General features: G+C 57.7%; 18 protein-coding genes. 9 read left to right on the top strand and 9 right to left on the bottom strand.

Going from position 1 to position 19,009, the window contains the following annotated elements; translation table 11 throughout:
- Nucleotide 1 precedes the first annotated feature (1 nt).
- The 5 genes from BLR16_RS06460 to colR all read right to left on the bottom strand — a co-directional run bounded on the left by BLR16_RS06460 (nt 2) and on the right by colR (nt 3,796).
- Complete coding sequence (locus tag BLR16_RS06460; protein WP_003363953.1) at nt 2-229, bottom strand: hypothetical protein; 228 nt, start codon at nt 227-229, stop codon at nt 2-4.
- Nucleotides 226-948, bottom strand: coding sequence for a lipopolysaccharide kinase InaA family protein (locus BLR16_RS06465; RefSeq protein WP_003363955.1), 723 nt, complete (start codon nt 946-948; stop codon nt 226-228). Before BLR16_RS06465 ends, BLR16_RS06460 begins: the two co-directional genes overlap by 4 nt.
- Nucleotides 949-952: 4 nt before the next feature.
- Complete coding sequence (locus tag BLR16_RS06470) at nt 953-1,633, bottom strand: class I SAM-dependent methyltransferase (RefSeq protein WP_003405955.1); 681 nt, start codon at nt 1,631-1,633, stop codon at nt 953-955.
- A 200-nt stretch (nt 1,634-1,833) separates the two neighbouring features.
- Nucleotides 1,834-3,123, bottom strand: coding sequence for a sensor histidine kinase (locus BLR16_RS06475; RefSeq protein WP_003431432.1), 1,290 nt, complete (start codon nt 3,121-3,123; stop codon nt 1,834-1,836).
- The gene (colR, locus tag BLR16_RS06480; RefSeq protein WP_002555020.1) at nt 3,113-3,796 is read right to left on the bottom strand and encodes a two-component system response regulator ColR; all 684 of its coding nucleotides are present in this window, start codon (nt 3,794-3,796) and stop codon (nt 3,113-3,115) included. Before colR ends, BLR16_RS06475 begins: the two co-directional genes overlap by 11 nt.
- Before the next feature lie 177 nt (nt 3,797-3,973).
- On the opposite strand from colR, the gene BLR16_RS06485 reads away from it, so the two are divergent.
- Entirely contained in the window at nt 3,974-4,714 is a 741-nt protein-coding gene (locus BLR16_RS06485) for a phosphatase PAP2 family protein (RefSeq protein ID WP_003363961.1), read from the top strand.
- Nucleotides 4,715-4,796: 82 nt separating this feature from the next.
- Here BLR16_RS06485 and groL read toward each other — a convergent pair whose 3' ends face one another.
- The 3 genes from groL to BLR16_RS06500 all read right to left on the bottom strand — a co-directional run bounded on the left by groL (nt 4,797) and on the right by BLR16_RS06500 (nt 7,534).
- Entirely contained in the window at nt 4,797-6,440 is a 1,644-nt protein-coding gene (gene groL, locus BLR16_RS06490; RefSeq protein WP_002555022.1) for a chaperonin GroEL, read from the bottom strand.
- Nucleotides 6,441-6,489: 49 nt separating this feature from the next.
- The gene (locus BLR16_RS06495; protein ID WP_003304675.1) at nt 6,490-6,783 is read right to left on the bottom strand and encodes a co-chaperone GroES; all 294 of its coding nucleotides are present in this window, start codon (nt 6,781-6,783) and stop codon (nt 6,490-6,492) included.
- Between the two features lie 256 nt (nt 6,784-7,039).
- Nucleotides 7,040-7,534 (bottom strand): FxsA family protein, encoded by a 495-nt coding sequence (locus BLR16_RS06500; protein WP_092194174.1) that lies wholly within the window; start codon nt 7,532-7,534, stop codon nt 7,040-7,042.
- Nucleotides 7,535-7,812: 278 nt separating this feature from the next.
- Here BLR16_RS06500 and BLR16_RS06505 point away from each other — a divergent pair, with 278 nt between their 5' ends.
- Complete coding sequence (locus BLR16_RS06505) at nt 7,813-8,571, top strand: SDR family oxidoreductase (RefSeq protein WP_003413327.1); 759 nt, start codon at nt 7,813-7,815, stop codon at nt 8,569-8,571.
- Nucleotides 8,572-8,625: 54 nt separating this feature from the next.
- On the opposite strand, the gene BLR16_RS06510 is transcribed toward BLR16_RS06505, so the two are convergent.
- Entirely contained in the window at nt 8,626-9,633 is a 1,008-nt protein-coding gene (locus BLR16_RS06510) for a DUF481 domain-containing protein (RefSeq protein ID WP_003431433.1), read from the bottom strand.
- A gap of 159 nt (nt 9,634-9,792) precedes the next feature.
- Between BLR16_RS06510 and BLR16_RS06515 the strand changes: the two genes are divergently transcribed.
- The 7 genes from BLR16_RS06515 to BLR16_RS06545 all read left to right on the top strand — a co-directional run bounded on the left by BLR16_RS06515 (nt 9,793) and on the right by BLR16_RS06545 (nt 18,988).
- Nucleotides 9,793-10,149: an MGMT family protein gene (locus BLR16_RS06515; protein WP_003363976.1), complete on the top strand. Its 357-nt coding sequence runs from the start codon at nt 9,793-9,795 to the stop codon at nt 10,147-10,149.
- 54 nt (nt 10,150-10,203) lie between these two features.
- On the top strand, nt 10,204-11,754 hold the full coding sequence (locus BLR16_RS06520) for an AmpG family muropeptide MFS transporter (RefSeq protein ID WP_003363979.1): 1,551 nt from the start codon (nt 10,204-10,206) through the stop codon (nt 11,752-11,754).
- Between the two features lie 28 nt (nt 11,755-11,782).
- On the top strand, nt 11,783-12,115 hold the full coding sequence (locus BLR16_RS06525; protein ID WP_003363981.1) for a hypothetical protein: 333 nt from the start codon (nt 11,783-11,785) through the stop codon (nt 12,113-12,115).
- 312 nt (nt 12,116-12,427) lie between these two features.
- Nucleotides 12,428-14,989, top strand: coding sequence for a type VI secretion system Vgr family protein (locus tag BLR16_RS06530; RefSeq protein ID WP_058396762.1), 2,562 nt, complete (start codon nt 12,428-12,430; stop codon nt 14,987-14,989).
- On the top strand, nt 14,986-17,046 hold the full coding sequence (locus tag BLR16_RS06535) for a T6SS effector phospholipase Tle3 domain-containing protein (protein WP_074805033.1): 2,061 nt from the start codon (nt 14,986-14,988) through the stop codon (nt 17,044-17,046). The genes BLR16_RS06530 and BLR16_RS06535 overlap by 4 nt, the downstream gene beginning before the upstream one ends.
- Complete coding sequence (locus BLR16_RS06540) at nt 17,043-18,722, top strand: type VI lipase adapter Tla3 domain-containing protein (protein WP_161458412.1); 1,680 nt, start codon at nt 17,043-17,045, stop codon at nt 18,720-18,722. The genes BLR16_RS06535 and BLR16_RS06540 overlap by 4 nt, the downstream gene beginning before the upstream one ends.
- Nucleotides 18,719-18,988, top strand: coding sequence for a PAAR domain-containing protein (locus BLR16_RS06545; RefSeq protein WP_003350919.1), 270 nt, complete (start codon nt 18,719-18,721; stop codon nt 18,986-18,988). Before BLR16_RS06540 ends, BLR16_RS06545 begins: the two co-directional genes overlap by 4 nt.
- Nucleotides 18,989-19,009: the final 21 nt, after the last annotated feature.

The following is a 19,009-nucleotide window of genomic DNA, read 5'->3' on the forward strand; positions in this document are numbered from 1 at the left end:
TTCAGTTTTTAACCCCGGTACCCTGCGCCAGGCTGTACATGAACAGCAAAAGGTCGTGGTCCGGCTGTACGTTCACCAGACTCTTCGCCACGCGTGGCAGTGGGCAGTAGCCCTCGCCATGCTGTGTGGTAAGTATGCGGGTGGACGGTTGTTCAAGCGCCGCCACGGCGACGGTGGCAACTGCCAGCGCACCGAAGATAAACAGACCTCTTGCCATTTCTAGCTTCATGACTCTAAACCTTTGATAGAGCTGCCAAACGCTGCTTGATAAAAGTAGATCAACTTCTGCCAGTCTGCAGCGCTGAATGACGAATGGCGTCGTAGCTGTTTCATGTCGTGTTGGGCTGCGCCTTGCGCGGTAAGGCGACGACGGCCCTTTTCGAGATCGAGCAAGGCGACCTCGACGTTGGCGTCCGGCCCGTCCCCTGTCACCCGCACGAAAATGTGCTTGATGTACAGACAGCTGTGCTGCCAGCGGCCAAGGTGCATGCGGGCCAGAGTGTCTGCCACTTCCTTGAGCACGCGCTCATAGAACAGCTCGCCATGGCGCTCGCGCCCTCCGGCAGCCTGCCATTTTTCAATTTCCTCGAAGCCCTCCAGCGCCACCGTCACCAGCAATGCCCGCCAGGCATTGTCCTCGCCCCGCTCGGCACCGCAAAACACCACTTCGGGGACGACGACGCCAAGCTTGCGAAGCCCCTCAAGCGCCTCGCGCTCACGCAGCACGGTAGGTCGGCCCAGCGGGTGCAGCAGGCTACGGTAGATGTGACCTGTCTGACGTTTGGCATAGAGGGTCTGCCCATCGTCCATGACCAGCCGCTGCACACCACTCTCTCCACCGCGACGCACATTGGGTTCTTCAACCCATTCGCCACGCTGGCTCCAGAACTGATCGAACTCATTCTGGATCGGGTTCACAACTGGTTCTTTCACGGACTGCAAACCCATCTTTTTACCTTTTACGTAGGACATAGACTCGCCACATGGCGTACATGGGCAGGAAATCCATTCGGTTCTGAATGCGAAATCCTGCCTGCTCAAATTCGGTTTCTGCGGTAACAACAGGTAACACAAAACGATTCTGGTAACTTTCCCGCCCAGTTTTCTGCTGACGCTTGTTCTCCAGACGCGCACGCTTCCATGCCTTGAAATTGCCATCCACCCAGAGGGAGACGATCACGCTGTCACGGGTTACGCGTTGAAACTCGCGCAATAGAGCCATCCGGTCGCTGGACTGACCAACATGGTGCAACAAGCGCATGCAGAAGATGCTGTCTACTGCGTTATCAGGCAGGTCGATGGCAAAGGCAGATGTCTGCAAAGGTTGTACCCTTTTTACAACGTCTGCCGGCTGCGAGGCACAGGCGGTGCTGAGCATGTCTGCGGAGTTATCGGCACCGATGATCGAGCGGTTCGGCTTCTCGGCCAACAATGGCCAGAAGCGTCCCGCACCACAAGGCAGGTCCAGCACCAGGCCCGGGTCCCCGGCCATGTGCAGAGCCTTTCTCGCCAGCTGTTCATCGCGATGATGCGACAGCTTGCGCCAGATACCGTCCTGATGCTTTTCCAGGTACTGGCGGGCATGTGTCTTGTCGTACTTTCGGGAAAACTCGAGTTCGATGCGATCGCTCATGAGAGCAGCTCCTGATGTTGATGGGGGCCAAACTAAAGGCACCGCCGTCACCGTCAGGTCATCTGAATGTGAAAAAAATGTTACCTTTTAACGTCAGGTGTTTCGAGATTTTACAGAGAGTTAGAGGCAGTGTGTGGCCAATCGACGAAGTGCAGTCAATTGGCCGCTACCCAATAAGGCCGGTCTACTCGAGAGGAAGGTCAGGGTTTGACCACGTTGAGCGTCACCTTGAACCGGCAACCATGGGGTTCCATAGGGGTGAGATCGACGCTCCATCCCTGATTGGTGCAAATGCGCTGCACCAGTGACAGCCCGAGGCCCAGCCCCTCTCCGCGCTGCTCGTTGCCGCGTACGAAAGGCTCGAACATCGCCTCGCGTTTTTCCTCGGGAATGCCCACGCCACTGTCCTCCACGGTGAAGCTTTCAGCGTGCAGGGTCAGCGCAATGAATCCGTGATCGGTGTAATGCAGCGCGTTGCGCAGCAGGTTGCCCATCACGGCATGCAGGAAGGTCGCGTTGTAACGAATATCGGACAGCTGGTCATCGGCAGGCGGCGTGTAGGTCAACTGCAGCCCCTTGCTCTCTATCGGGTCACGCCACTGGGAGATCAATTGCTCGGCCACCCCGACCAGCGTGGCCTTGGGCGTCATGGCCGGGTCTTCGCGCTGGGTGCGCGCGAGCATGAGGAAGGTTTGCACCAGATCGCGCATTTCTTCGCAGGCACGGCCGATACGCTCTACCTGACGACGGCCTCGCAGATCGAGCGCAGGGTTTTCCAGCAGCAGCTCACAAGAGCTGGCCAGCACCATCAACGGCGTACGCAGTTCATGACTCACATCGCTGGTAAACATACGCTCACGGATCAGCGCCTGCCGCAAGCGACCCAATGTTGCATCGAAGGCCACCGCCAACTCGCCGACTTCGTCAGCGGCATAGTCGGGCGCCAGTGGCGGTGCCAGTCCAAGCAGCTGGTCACGGTGGCGAACCTGCCGGGCCAGACGTACGACAGGCGCCATGACCCGGCGCGCCAGCACCCAACCCAGAAACACCGCCAGCGCCAGCGCCAGAACGAAACCGACCAGCACGACGGCGAACAGCACCCGCTCACGCTCTTCAAAATCGCTCTGATCCTGCAACAGGGCGTAATGCCGGCCATCCACCACCTCGATCATGGCGTGGTAGGACAACGGCCCACGGAACACCTCGTGGAAGCCTGGCTCGAGGTGACGAATATCCTTGGGCAGATCGAAGTCACCCGGACCATTGCTGAAGTAGAACAACTGGTCGGGCTTGGGCCGGTGGCTCCAGTCGCTGACACTGTCCATCAGCATCAGGCGGTTGAGGTCACCCCCGAGGCCGGCGGAAATCAGCTTTTCTTCGACCAGGTGAACGGTGGAAATGATTCCGATGGCGAACGACCCGGCGACCAGTGCACTCATCAATGCAAAGGCAATGATGATCCGTTGGGCAAGACTCTGTTTAAACTCCATCCCGGCCCTCGGCCAAGCGATAGCCCACGCCATGCACGGTCTGCAACAGCGGTTTGCCAAACGGTTTGTCGATCACCTGACGCAACTGGTGCACATGGCTGCGCAGGCTGTCGCTGTCCGGGCAATCGTCGCCCCACAGGGCTTCTTCGAGAATCTCGCGGCGCAGTACGTGCGGGCTTTTCTGCATCAGCACGGCGAGCAGCTTGAGCCCGACCGGGTTGAGCTTGAGCATGCGCCCCTCACGTGTCACCTCGAGGGTGTCAAGGTCATAGACCAGATCGGCCACCTGCAAGGTACGCCGCCCGCCGCCTTGGGCACGACGCAATACTGCTTCGATCCGCGCGGCCAGTTCAGACAGGGCGAATGGCTTGAGCAGGTAGTCGTCAGCACCGGAGCGAAAACCCTGTAGGCGGTCGTCCAACTGATCGCGGGCAGTCAGCATGATGACTGGCGTGTCGCGCCGGGCATCTTCGCGCAGGCGCTTGCACAAGGTGTAGCCGTCGATACCGGGCAGCATGATGTCGAGAACGATCAGGTCATAGTGCTCGGTGGCTGCCAGATGCAGTCCTGAGAGGCCATCCTGGGCGCAGTCGACGGTATAGCCTTTCATGCCCAGGTAATCGGCCATGTTCGCCAGGATGTCGCGGTTGTCTTCAACCAGAAGAATTCGCATAAAGCACTCTCATATGCAGTTTGGGCTGGCGCAGCTTAAGACGAAGTGGGCGTCAGGGCCAGCGCCGATATGGCATGACGATTTTTTCACCTATGATTCATAAGGCTCATGACACACTTTGAGACGAACCGTCGCACACAATAATCGCGGCATGCCCTTCAAAGATCTGGATTCGATATGTCGAAAACCGTCGCCCCACCCTACTCCCGTTCGATCAACCCGTGGATTTACCTGGGTATCCCCATTGCCGTGGCGCTGATCCTCATGCTGCTGGAACTGACGTCACTGGACATGGACATCGCCAAGCTGGCCTTCGATCCCGTCAGCGGGCAGTTCATCGGCAGGCACAGTTATTTTCTCGAAGACGTTCTCCACGACCGCGCCAAACAGCTGGTCATGGTATTCGGCGCTTTGGCCATGATCGGCTTCGCGGCGTCCTTCAAGGTAGAGCGCCTGATCCCGTGGCGCAGAGAGTTGGGTTGCCTGGTGCTGTCCATGGCGCTTTCCACCGCCTTCGTTACCCCGGTGAAAGTGGTGACTTCAGTGCAATGCCCCTGGAGCCTGAAAGAATTCGGTGGTCAGGAAACCTACAGCGAACTGTTGAGCCCACGCCCTGCGACCGATAAACCAGGACGCTGCTGGCCGGGCGGGCATGCGGCGACCGGCTTTACCCTGTTCGCACTGTTCTTCGCCCTTCGCGACCGTCGCCCACGGATGGCGAAGATGGGTCTGGCTCTGGCGTTTGGCCTGGGAACTGTTTTCTCTGTCGGGCGAATGCTGCAAGGTGCGCACTTCTTTTCCCATAACATCTGGACCGCAGTGTTCTGCTGGCTGATCTGCCTGGGGGTTTATTACTTCGTGCTTTATCGTCCCGAACCCAAGGGCCTCGCGAACAGCAACATACAACCGACGCACTGATTGGTCCGGCACAGAAAGGCCATAAAAAAACCCCGCACAAGGCGGGGTTCTTTATGGGCGTAGCTTAAGGGGTAAAGCCGGCTTACATCATGCCGCCCATACCACCCATGCCGCCCATGTCCGGCATGCCGCCGCCTGCTGGCTTGTCTTCAGGCACGTCAGCGATCATCGCTTCGGTGGTGATCATCAAGCTGGCGATGGAGGACGCGGCCTGCAGAGCAGAGCGAGTCACTTTGGCCGGGTCAAGGATACCCATTTCGATCATGTCGCCGTATTCGCCGGAAGCAGCGTTGTAACCGAAGTTACCCGAACCCTGCTTGACCTTGTCAACAACAACGCTTGGCTCGTCACCGGAGTTGGCAACGATCTGGCGCAGAGGCGCTTCGACTGCACGACGCAGCAGAGCGATACCGACGTCCTGATCAGCGTTGTCGCCTTTCAGACCTTCGATAGCCTGCAGGGAGCGAACCAGTGCCACGCCACCGCCAGGTACCACACCTTCTTCAACGGCTGCGCGGGTTGCGTGCAGGGCGTCTTCAACGCGGGCTTTCTTCTCTTTCATCTCGACTTCGGAACCGGCACCGACCTTGATCACTGCAACGCCGCCAGACAGCTTGGCCAGACGCTCTTGCAGTTTTTCCTTGTCGTAGTCCGAGCTGGTGTCGCCGATTTGCTGACGGATCTGGGAGATACGCGAGTCGATATCGGTTTTCACGCCAGCACCATCGATGATGGTGGTGTTTTCCTTGTTCAGGATGACGCGCTTGGCATTACCCAGGTGTTCCAGAGTAGTGGTTTCCAGGCTCAGGCCGATCTCTTCGGAGATAACGGTACCGCCAGTCAGAACAGCGATGTCCTGCAGCATGGCCTTGCGACGATCGCCGAAACCTGGAGCCTTGACGGCTGCAACTTTCACGATACCGCGCATGTTGTTGACAACCAGGGTGGCCAGCGCTTCGCCTTCAACGTCTTCGGCAACGATCAGCAGAGGACGGCCAGCCTTGGCGACTGCTTCCAGAACCGGCAGCATTTCGCGAATGTTGGAGATCTTCTTGTCGACCAGCAACAGCAGTGGGCTGTCCAGCTCGGCAACCATGGTGTCCGGCTTGTTGATGAAGTACGGGGACAGGTAACCACGGTCAAACTGCATGCCTTCTACAACAGACAGCTCGTTTTCCAGACCCGAACCTTCTTCAACGGTGATAACGCCGTCTTTGGTCACTTTTTCCATGGCTTCAGCAATGATGTCGCCGATGGAGTGATCGGAGTTGGCCGAGATGGTGCCGACCTGGGCAATAGCCTTGGTGTCGGTGCATGGCTTGGACAGCTTCTTCAGCTCGGCAACAATGGCGATGGTCGCCTTGTCGATGCCGCGCTTGAGGTCCATCGGGTTCATGCCGGCAGCGACGGCCTTCAGGCCTTCGTTGACGATAGCCTGAGCCAGAACGGTAGCGGTAGTAGTACCGTCACCGGCGTCATCGTTGGCACGGGAGGCAACGTCTTTGACCAGCTGCGCGCCCATGTTTTCGAAACGGTCTTTAAGCTCGATTTCCTTGGCAACCGAAACACCGTCTTTGGTGATCAGCGGAGCGCCAAAGCTTTTCTCGATGATAACGTTGCGGCCTTTAGGGCCCAGGGTCGCTTTAACTGCGTCAGCCAGGACGTTTACACCGGCGAGCATTTTTTTGCGGCCAGAATCGCCGAATTTAACTTCTTTAGCAGCCATGATCATTATTCCTTGAATACTTAGTAGTAACGGAAGTCAGCGGGAGCACTCAGCCTTCGACGACAGCAAGAATCTCGTTCTCGCTCATCACCAGCAGGTCTTCGCCGTCTACTTTCACTGTGTTGCTGCCGGAATAAGGGCCGAACACAACCTTGTCACCCACTTTCACAGCCAGCGCACGTACTTCGCCGTTGTCCAGCACGCGGCCGGTACCCACAGCAACGATCTCGCCGCGGTTAGGCTTTTCAGCAGCCGAACCTGGCAGAACGATACCGCCGGCAGTTTTCGTTTCTTCTTCACTGCGACGGATGACGACGCGGTCATGCAGAGGACGAAGCTTCATTGTCGATCTCCTGATTATGTTTGTTTGATCGTCCGGTGAGTGCACCGGCCGGTTTAAATCCGGACTTGCCGGTTACGGTTCGACGCGCGAACCGCAGAATACGGTCTGGCCTTCAGGCCAGAAACCTTGCGGTGACCCATACATAAGGGCGAGCAAAGTGATTACAAGTCTTGGGTAGAAATTTTTTACACCCGAACCGGCTGGTCAAAACGAACGCGGCACCCTGAGGTGCCGCGCTGCCGGGGGGTGTGGAAGATTACTTGTCGCGATGCTCGAACTCGCCTTCGATGACGTCGGGCTCGCGGGTAGGCTGGTGAATCGCCGTCGGGCGATGACTCGACGCACCCTGATTGGCAGGTGTCTGCAAATCATCGGCGAAGGCACGCTGACGCATGGCCTGATCCTGGGCGCGCTGGCGGACCTTGTTGATCAGCAGACGACGGGTGATCGGCAGCAGGCAGATCACACCCAGAATGTCGCTGATGAAACCAGGCAACAGCAGCAGGCCGCCGCCCACGGCAACCGTCAGGCCTTCGAGCATTTCCTGCGCAGGCAACTCGCCACGCGCCAAGCTTTCGCGTGCACGCAGCGCCGTCGCGAAACCGGCCACGCGCATCACGAACAAGCCGAGCATCGACGTCGCGACGACCAGCAGGAACGTCCAGAGAAAGCCGATGGACATCCCGACACGAACCAGCAGAAACAGCTCAAGTACCGGGAATAATAGAAACAGCAGCAAAAAAACACGCATCAAATGAGTTCCTCAAGGGAAGAATGCCTTCCGAGTAGACCGTATGTGATGTCAGAAGATCGTTAATTCAAGCTCCCTGCATCTGGCTTACCGCTAAATTATGCGCACAAGTGAGCTGAACCAGGCCTTCACAAACGTGTATCGGTGTATTTCAGGGCTAGATGGCAGAGCCGAGACGAACGCGCAAAAACAGCCTATAACGTGCTCTGGCTATGGCATAAGCACTCGCAACCCGCCAGTGATGCCATGGAAACGATCAACTGTGATTGGGCACGCATATGGAATTGAAAGACAAGCTGATAATCATCACCGGCGGCTGCCAGGGGCTGGGCAGAGCCATGGCCGAATACCTGGCCGGCAAAGGCGCCAATCTGGCGCTATTGGACCTCAATCAGGAGAAACTCGATCAGGCTGTCGCCGCCTGTGAGGCACTCGGGGTCAAGGCTCGCGCCTATCTGTGCAATGTTGCCAATGAAGAACAGGTCGTCGACACGGTCAGCAAGGTCGCCGAGGATTTCGGCGCCATTCATGGCCTGGTCAACAACGCTGGCATTCTGCGTGACGGCCTGCTGGTCAAGGTCAAGGATGGCGAGATGACCAAATTGAGCCTTGCGCAATGGCAGGCGGTGATTGACGTCAACCTGACCGGCGTCTTCCTCTGCACCCGCGAAGTGGCGGCGAAAATGATCGAGCAGAAGAGTCAGGGCGCGATCATCAATATCTCGTCGATTTCACGTGCGGGCAATATCGGACAGACCAACTACTCGGCAGCCAAGGCTGGCGTGGCGGCTGCGACGGTTACCTGGGCAAGGGAACTGGCCCGCTACGGTATCCGTGTGGCAGGTGTGGCTCCGGGATTCATCGAAACCGAAATGACCGGCAGCATGCGTCCCGAAGCACTTGAGAAAATGACCTCAGCGATCCCGCTCAAGCGCATGGGCAGGCCCGACGAGATTGCACACTCGGTGGCTTATATTCTGGAGAATGATTATTTCAGCGGACGCATCCTCGAACTGGATGGCGCGATGCGAATCTAGTCAGCGCGTAAAAGCAGCGGGCGACGCACAGGGTGTGCGCCGCCCGCCCTTCGCTTACCAGCTTACGCCGAAGCCAGCGGTGTAGCGCGTCTTGTCGACATCGCCATTGCTCGAACCACTGATGACGTTCTTCTCGGCTTTCAGGTTAAGCGACGCCCAGTCGGTCACCTTGTAGCGCAGCCCCGCCTCGACATCCAGCGAGTAATCGGCAACGGAGCTCAGCGGCTTGCCCAGTTCGCCGTTGGTGAAGAATTCGACCTTCTTGCCAATCAGGTAGCGGTTGTAATCCCAGGTGCCGGCAACGGAATAGAAGTTTTCCTTCTCGTCGTTGGAGAACTCGAAATCGGTACGGTTAAGCAGCGCACCGACCTTGAATGCACCCAGTTCGTCATCCCACAGCTGGTAACCTGGACCGGTACCTACGACGCGCTGACGAGACAGATCCTCGACCTTGTCGCGTTTGTAGCTGACGCGGCCATCCCAGAAGAATTTCTCGGTCAGGAAGCGGTCCAGCGAGTACTCGGCGCTCCAGTTGTCAGTGCCAACCACATCGTCGGTGGTCTCGCGGTTGTAATCGCCCTTGGCGTTGTGACGCCAGTCGCCATGACGAGCCGAGGTCTTGAAGGCGACGTTGTAATCATTGGTATCGTTTTCGGCCTGCTGGAAATCCAGCGCCGCATCGATGTTGCCTTTCCAGACAAGATCCGTGATAACCGGCTTGGGCTTGATGATCTGATGGATACTTGCCAGATCGACGGTCTTGGGCGCATCGCCATTGGCCAGCACGACCTTGCCGTCATCCGCAGCCTGCAGCGAATTGGAGACTTCGCCGCCATGCTCATCCTGCTTGACCAGCAACGGCTGATCGCTTTTCAGGGTCTTGACCTGCTTCCAGTCCAGCGCGATAGCGCCGCCGTATTCGGTCTGCAGCAGCAGCTTGCCGCCGTCGAACACCTTGATTGTGCCGGTCAGGCGGTCGCCATTCTTCAACCAGACGGTATCGGCAAGCAATGGAGTGGAAACAGCAGTGATTGCAAGGCACAACAGGGTTCTGGACAACATAAGCGATAACTAGGCTCTGTAAGGCGGGAATCGGGCATTTTCCTGCGGGGGAGGTGACGGGACGATCCATGTACCACCAAGCACGGTGGTAACTGACAGCCCGGACAACCAAAAGTTCACTGAACGACAATCAATATCGTTTTTATACAGGATTATCGCGTGGCAGAACCGGACTTAACATTACTTTACCCGGCAGAACAATCGCCGAGCGAGGCGCGACGCACCGCTCTCTACCTGACGATGGCGCAGATACCGGAAGGCAAAGTGGTCGCCTACGGGCAGCTCGCCGAACTGGCGGGCCTGGGCCGAGCTGCACGCTGGGTGGGCCGTACGTTGAGCCAGCTGCCGGACGGCTCTTCCCTGCCCTGGCACCGGGTTTTGGGCGCCGGTGGTCGGCTCAGTCTGCCGCCCGGCAGCGTTTCCGGTGATGAACAACGGGCACGTTTACGCGCCGAGGGCGTGACCATTGTGAATAATCGGGTTGATATGCAGCGCCATGGCTGGCGTCCCCTATAGCACAGCGGTTAGAGTGCGCCCTTTGTTTTCGTAACCTGAGGCAGATTCCAGCCCATGCCCCGTAAAACCTGGCGCGCCGCGCTCGCCGCATATGCCAGCCCGTCGACATTAGTGTTACTGCTGCTCGGATTCGCTGCGGGCATGCCTTATATGCTGGTCTTTTCGACATTGTCCGTGTGGTTGCGCGAAGCCGGTGTCGCGCGCGAGACCATCGGCTATGCGAGCCTGATCGGCCTTGCCTACGCCTTCAAATGGGTCTGGTCGCCATTGCTCGACCAATGGCGTCTGCCCCTGCTCGGTAAACTCGGGCGACGTCGCTCCTGGCTGGTGCTGGCACAGAGCCTGGTGATTCTCGGCCTGATCGGCATGGGCTTCTGCGATCCGCAGAAGCATTTGTCCTGGCTGATCGCAATTGCCGTAGTGGTGGCCTTCGCCTCCGCAACGCAAGACATCGCCATTGATGCCTACCGACTGGAAATTGCCCAGGACACGCAACAGGCTGCCCTCGCCGCCAGCTACATGTCCGGCTACCGGGTCGCTGCACTGCTGGCGACCGCGGGTGCACTGTATTTCGCCGAGGGCTTCGGCTCGACGGGCTTTGCCTACAAGCATTCGGCGTGGACCGGTACTTATGTGCTGTTCGGTCTGCTGATGCTGCCCGCCCTGGTCACCACACTGATCATGCGCGAGCCGCCGGTGCCGCTGCGCACCCAGCTGTCGGCAGCGCGCTATGGCTTTACGCACCAGTTGGCCTCGGTGTTCGTGCTGATTGTGCTGCTGGTCTCCGTACCGGCGATGTTTACCCAACTTTACAATACCGACTTCGCCAGTGTGCTGTTCAACGGCACCAGCTGGATGGACCTGTTGCTGGAAGACCGGGCGTTTTTACGCGCGATTCTCTACACGCTCCTGACCATCGCCTGCCTGTCCTCGATGGGTCGCCGCGGACTGGCACCGGTGCTCACTCCGATCAACGATTTCATCATGCGCTACCGCTGGCAAGCGCTGCTGTTGCTGGGCCTGATCGCGACCTACCGGATGTCGGACACGGTGATGGGCGTCATGGCCAACGTGTTCTACATCGATCAGGGCTTTACCAAGGACCAGATCGCCAGCGTCAGCAAAATCTTCGGCCTGATCATGACCCTGCTGGGGGCCGGTATCGGCGGGCTGCTGATCGTGCGCTTCGGCATCATGCCGATCCTGTTCATCGGCGGCCTGACCTCAGCCTCGACCAACATCCTGTTCCTGTTGCTGGCGGACATGGGCCCGAACGTGAAGATGCTGATCCTCACCATCTCGCTGGACAACCTTAGTTCCGGGCTGGCGACATCGGCGTTCGTCGCCTACCTGTCGAGCCTCACCAACCTGAAGTTCTCCGCCACGCAATACGCCTTGCTCAGCTCCATCATGCTGCTGCTACCGCGCCTGCTGGGCGGCTACTCCGGTGTGGTGGTGGAAAAGTACGGCTACCACAACTTCTTCCTGATCACCGCGCTGCTGGGCATTCCGACGCTAGTGATGATCATCCTGCAATGGAACCGAGAGATACGCACGGCGAAGACCGAGCCGCCTCAAGAGGCTTCCGTTATCGACAAGCCCTGAGCCCTGGCCAACCCTTCAAGGAACAACATTGGACACCGAAAACAAAGCACGCGCTTTCAACCCCGTTCCCCTGATCCTTATCAGCCTGGGGATCTGGCTGCCCATCATCGGCACCCTGCTGACATATTATCTGTCGCGAGATGCTGATGCCCTGTCCGGGTCAATGGCGTTTGGCAGCGCCGTAGTGCTGCTCGCGCAGGTTGAAATCTTCGCCATCATCTTCCTGCTGATTTATGCATTCGCCGTAAAACCGTGGAGACTCTCCACAACCCTACGCACGGTGTTCTCGATCAACGCAGTCGCCGCCGTCGTCGCGGCAATCGGCATTATCGTTACGCTGGCCAATATAAGCCTGCAGTAATCGCCGAATAAAAAAGCCCTGACGCTCACCCGCCAGGGCTTTTTTCATATCGCGCGCCCTCCCCTTACAGTCTTTCCTCGTGGCGTCTCTCATTAAGCCGTAAGAAACGCACTACAGCTTCTTATGAATTGGCCGACGACATCGTTAGCCATTCCTCACTGCCTCACCGCGCCTTCAGGAGTAATGTCGCTCGGTAATGGCCCTTTGCAATTTAACTGTATGCCCCCGGAAAGAAGTCTATAGACTCACCCACCTCTCTATATCAGCACTCTCGCTCGGAACGAGCGGCTGGTTTTATATAACGGAGCAACAATGTTAAAGGATCTAACGGCGCTATTTGCGCCACAAAACCGTCGTCTGATCAAACTGACGACCGTTGCCCGTGACGAACAGGAACTCCTGCTGGAACGTTTTTCCGGCACTGAAAGCCTGTCCGAGCTGTTCAGTTTCGAGTTGTCGATGATCAGTCGCGATGCCGGCCTGGAGCTCAAATCGCAGATCGGCCAGCCTGCACAACTGGCAATAGAGCTGGCCACCGGCGAGTCGCGCTTCATCAATGGCTATATCAGTGCCTTCAGCCTGGAAGGCAGCGACGGCGGTCTGGCACGTTACAGCGCAACACTGAGCCCCTGGCTGTGGATGCTCTCGCGACGCGTCGACTCGCGCATATTTCAGGAACAGACCATCGAAGCCGTTATCCGAACGGTATTTGCGGTCTATGGCGCGTTGCCCGATTTCGAGTTTCAACTCAGCCAGCCACTCAAGACACACAGTTACATCACCCAGTACCGTGAAAGCGATCTGACCTTTGTATTGCGCTTGCTGGAACACGAAGGGTTGTTCTTCTATTTCGATCACAATCAGGAAAAGCACACGCTGATCATTCTTGATCACTCGCGTGACCTCTCGCCCCTGCCGCAACAGCCCACCATTCGTTATCACAGTGCATCCGTTACCGAGACAGCGGATTCGATTACCGAATGGCGCAGCCATCGACGCCTGCAGTCGGGGCGCATGTCCATTCAGACTTTCGATTACAAGCAGCCGCGCAATTCGCTGCCGGTTGGCATGCCGAGTCTCAACGAGCAGGGCAACGTCGATTCGTATGAAGTGTATGACGTGCTCGATCACTACAGCCACGGCACCTTCAATGACGGTGAACGCCTGGTACGTCAGCGTCTGGAGGCCATTGAAGTTCAGGGCAAGACATTCACCGGCAACAGTAACTGCCGCGCCATGTACCCTGGCCACACCTTTGAACTGACCCAACATTTTGATCATGACCGCGGCTCTGCTGAAGATCGCAGTTTTCTGCTGATATCGGTCAAGCATGAGGGCAGCAACAATTACCTGTCGGACGAAGGCGCGGGCTACACAAACGAGTTCGTGTGCATTCGCCACAAAATCCCCTACCGTCATCCGATCACCGTCCCGCGCCCGAGCATTCCGGGCCCTCTGAGCGCCATCGTGGTCGGGCCGGAAGGTGAGGAAGTGTTCACTGATGAACTGGCGCGGATACAGGTCAGGTTCCACTGGCAGCGCGGCGACAGCCTACCGCAAGGCACCACCTGGTTAAGAGTGGCGATGCCCAGTGCCGGTAGCGGCTTCGGGCATCAGTTCATGCCACGCATCGGCCAGGAAGTGCTGGTGACGTTTGTGGCAGGCGATATCGACCGGCCTCTGGTGACGTCGGTGCTCTACAACAACATTAATCTGCCGCCACGCTTCAGCAAGGCCTCGGGGCTGCCCGGCAACCGCACGCTGTCGGGGATCCGCACCCAGGAACACAAAGGCAGCGGCTTCAACGAACTGCTGTTCGATGACACGCCGGGCTCGCTGCGCGCTCGCATGGGCACGACCCATCAGGCCACCGCCCTCAACCTGGGCAAACTGACCGATCCGCGTACTGACGGCACCGCTCAGCCACGCGGCAACGGCGCAGAACTGCGCACCGATGCCGCCATCGCCCTGCGTGCCGCGCAAGGCATGTTGCTGACCACCTATGCGCGTACCGACGCAAAAGGCTCACAGCTGGATCGCGAAGAGCTGCTCAAACTGCTGGCCGAGTGCGGCGAGCTGTTCAAATCCCTCGGCGAAACCGCAGCCGCACGTGGCAGTCAGGCGGTGGATGTCAAAGGTATGGAAGCCTTGCGCCAGTCGCTCGACCAATGGCCCGCGCCGGACAATAACGGCCTGGGCGACCCGGTACTGGCCATGACCGCTGCCGCCGGCATTGCCAGCGCCACACCACGCTCGCAGGTTCACTATGCGGGTGAAAATCACGACACCACTGCGCAGGACAACCTGCAATTGACCAGCGGCGCGGCCATGCACCTGCAAGCAGGCAAAGGGCTGTCGGCCTTCGCTCAGGATGCAGGCATCAGCGCCATCGCCAACCGCGGCAAGGTGCTGGTGCAAGCGCAGGAAGACGACATCGCCCTCAATGCCCAGAAAAACCTGCACGTCTCGGCCGTCGAAGGCGAAGTGGTCATCACCGCGCCGACCATCCGCCTGGTCGCCGATGACGGCAGTTACATCAAGATTGGCGGCGGCGTCGAGATCGGCTCACAGGGCAAAGTCACCGTGCACGCCAGCGAACACGACTGGATCGGCCCCAAGACCGACAGCGCTGCTATCCCCTCTTTCGGCCGCGACCCCGCCGCCCAGCAGGTCACCTTCCACTACCCCGGCCACAGCGAACAAAGCCCGCGGGCAGCAGCGGATCACTCGTATGAAATCAAACTGGAAGATGGCAGCCTGGTGAAAGGAATGACGAACGCAGACGGACTGACCGAGCGCGTGGAACGCGAAATGATGCATCAGGCGCAAGTATCGGCACTGCGCAGCGGCACCCCGAAAGGAGGTGCGCAATGAACGGCGCCGATGAATACGCCGTTGCCCAAGGCAACACACGCCTGATCCCCAACCTCAACACCACCTGCAAAATGGAAGTGCCCGGCGATTTGCCAGGCGTAGTGATCTTTCTGCACGGTGTGAATGACCCGGGGGCGTCGTACAGCATGGTGGAGAGCGGGTTGTGTCAGGGGGTGAATGAGCGACTGGACCGGCCGGATCTGGTGCCGGGGCGATACGGGGCTGAGTACGACATCGCGAAAAAAAAACTCAGAGCCAAACAACAACTGGAAGATCAAGATAAACAGCTACTCGACGACCCAGACACCCATCTTTACAGACGTGATACTGACGACCCGAAAACGCGCAGCCTGCTGATTCCCTTTTATTGGGGATATCGGGCCGACCCCAGCGAAATCAGCCGGGACAAGAACAACGCCCCCACTAAACTGCGTGACCAGTATCAGGACATACAAGGTAATCGCCTGGATCGGCATTTTGGCAAGGCCGGTGGTTATTTTGTCAATGCCACCAATAACCTGCTGGAAATGTATGACAAGGGCCTGCCACTCACCATGCGCCTTAAGATTGCCCGAAAGACGCTACCCAACACACATTTTCTGGGGGATAACCCACATCGACGTTATTACGTGCTGGCTGCTCACCGGCTCGCGATGATGGTCAAGGAGATACGCAGGGTGTCTCCCGACGAAACCATCACGATCATGGCGCATAGCCAAGGCACGTTGATTACCCTGCTGGCGCAAGCACTGCTGGTGGACGGGGGGCATCGTTGCGCGGACACCATCATCATGGTGGACACGCCCTACTGCCTGTTCCCGGAAGTCACCCCCAAAGATCAAGACACGCTAACCACACTGATTCGCATCGTGGCACAGGTGACTCAGGCACCCCACACCCAGCCGCCGCTTTCAGACCTGTGCAACCCCGCAACCTACTGCGGAAGAAGCGGCCCGCAGTGGTCACCGACACAAGGTACGCGCAAAGACAAGGGCAAAGTCGGTAACCTGACGGTATTCCCTGAGCGTGATAACCGCGGCAAGGTATACCTGTATTTCTGCCCGGACGACACCACCGTTGCACTGGATGACGTAAGAGGCATCGGCACGTTTGGGGTGTGGGACATCCATGGCAAAGACAGTACTCGCAACCCTATGGCTGAATTGAAGGCCGTGCGCTTTTATCAACGCATGTGGACCAAGCGCTACCGTGACGATTCTCCGGTCATGGTTGGAAAGCCTCTAGGCTATGATCTGTTGCGCGCCAAAAACGAATCTCGCTATGCCGGCGACAGTTGGTTCGCAGGGCTCCTTTCGAAAGGCCCTACAGAAGAAGGGCATAGGATACTGATCAACGCTGAACAACTGTATCCACCACACGCCCCCGCTATGTTTGGCGGGGAGGAGGAGAATTACAGGGGCGATCAGAACAAATCAGGGCGTGACAGGCCCGATGACGCTAACAAAGCCAATGCCGTGGGCAACCCAAGGGCCAAGCTCAGATGGCACTTTGTGCGCAACCACACAGGATCGATAGACCTAGAGCGAGAGCTTGCCCAATGGAATATGGGCAAAGCGCCAGGTCAACAGACCCGCATCATAATCAAGCGAAGACTGACAGGCGACGGCGCACCAAGGCCTTCGGATACTTACGAGATACTGCGCGAGGACACGCCGGACGAAATACGTGAGTTCATGGATGAAAGCAATTCGACCGAGGTGCTGGACTTCAATAGCTATCACTCGGGCCTGTTGCGAAGCCCGGAAAACCATCAATGGGTAACGGCGATGGATATCGCGATTGGTCAGGCGAAATGCTTGGACGACCCGGCGATGCGTGATGTACTGGTGGCGATTGCGGATTGGAAGATGGACAAGAAGAAATTTGAAGTTGTTGAGAAACTGCCTGGCTGGATAAAACTTAGCGACGAAGCTCAGGCATTGGTGAAAGCCAGTAATGCTTACTACGAACGAGGCATATTCCCCCCGCCAGAGCTAGTACCATTAACACCGCCATCCTTACTCACAGGCTCTCAGATTAAGGGAGTCTCTAAATGACGGCGTACCCAAGGAAAGCCTTGATACGACCCAAGCTGAAGCCGTATATCTGGATAATAGGAATACTGCTTTCCCTCTGGATAGGATTTGTCCTGCTAGTCTATTTAAACGCACAGGAAAACAACATGGAACTCCGTGACATACACTCGGTAACGCGCTGGGGCATTGCGGCTATTTTTGGCACTGTGCTGCTGACCTACAGTGGTCACTGGTGGGGCAAAGCCGTTGCTCATGAAAAAGTCGAACTGGCGGCATACAAATCCAACGTTGCAGCACAGATATCAGATCAACAGGCCACTCAAAAACGAAATTACGCCTTGGAAATCCGGGGGGTAGGAATGGCAGTACATGGCTGGCATCAATCGTCAATCTGGCGAGAGATCGTTAAAAAAAATAGCAATTTCGTTTCAATATACTCGTCAGATGCAAAGGACTACAATCCCGGTCTGAGTTCACGCGAGACTACTAGAGACATCAATATACGCGTAGCCTTCCAACATTCTGCAGATGTGGCTGTGCCATATTGGCCCATCCCAACGTTTGCAATTGCCCCCCCAAAACAACCATCAGACACAGGTGCCGCCGACAACATTCTCAACGGGCGCAACGCCGCTACTTTAGGTGTGACGTTATTCTTGTGGCAAGACGCTGAAAACACTACTCACGCTCAAAAAATACTTAACCGTTTATTCAGTTTTTTTGAGGACAACCTGCAAGTACCTCAAGCGCTAATAGTAAGTGAAGACGGTGATGTCACGCGAAACGGATTACGCGTTGCAGGTACTCCGGGCATGCCAAAAAACGCTCAAGTAGTTCCAACGGTATTTGAAAGCATGACCGGCCTGCTGGTTACTCGATCGGATCGAGTGGATCACTACATCCGTCCCTATGCGACTAACGATTCAGATGACAATCAAAACAAAAGTAGCGATCTGGGCAAGCTGTGGGCTTTTTACTGGGAGCGTGACAAGAATCTGTATGAAGCAGGAGCAGGCACCTATAATCCCAAGGTACCGGATGCCCCGAGCACCATGTCCACCGCCTACTGGCAATCCCAGCTCCCCACCCTCTGGAAGACCATCAGCAATCGCGGCCCTGGCAACTTCGAGCCCTCCCCCTGGCTGCCAATCCGTTGGGGTCAGCATCAGGTCAAGGAGTTCGATGCTGCGCCGGTACTCGGCTATCTGCACCGCCCGATCAAGGCGCCCATGCAGGATGAAAACGGCAAGCGTCTGAAACCGGCCTTGCAAGCCAAAGCGTTGCAAGCCGCCTGGGTGCAGGCGCTGGATACTTTGCCAGATGGCCAGAAACCTGTGCGGGTGTTCTACGACAGCACCAACAACCCGGAAGCGGAAATCGCCCTGAACAACGCCCTGCACGACCTGAACAAGGACGGCCACGGTCTTGAGCTGGGCAATGTTGAAGAGGGCTACGACATCGGTCGTCGTCTGGGCAATACCGGGGTTAGTGGTGCACTGGTCGAGATCAATCTGGCGACCATCGCCAGTTACAAGGATGGCGGCGTCAGTGCCGTGGTCTACGCCGGCACCGATGGCAGCCTGACCGTACAAATGGTCCGCCCGCCCGATGAAGCCCGCAAAGCGAAGAACAGCCAGAACCGCGGCGCAGACCCGTTCACCTTCGGCTCGCCAACCGGCGGGGCACCTGCGGAGTGAGTTATCCCGTCTGCCTGGGCGACGCCACCAGCAGTGGTGGCCGAGTGGTGTCCTGCCAACTGGCAGGCACCCACACCCTCAACGGCAAGCCTCCGGCCGTGCTGGGCGACAAAGCCACCTGCCCGCTTCATTCAGGAGAATTCGCCTTTATCGAAGGCCACCCCACCCGAAAACTGAACGGCATACCGGTGGTCCTGCACGGCCACCGACTGGCGTGCGGCTGTCAGGGTGTGGCCAGCCACGCCATGAATGTGCGAGTGGTTTAGGATATTTCGTGATCAGGTCAT

It is taken from the genome of Pseudomonas sp. BS3767, assembly GCF_900099665.1.
GTDB classification, from domain to species: domain Bacteria; phylum Pseudomonadota; class Gammaproteobacteria; order Pseudomonadales; family Pseudomonadaceae; genus Aquipseudomonas; species Aquipseudomonas cerasi.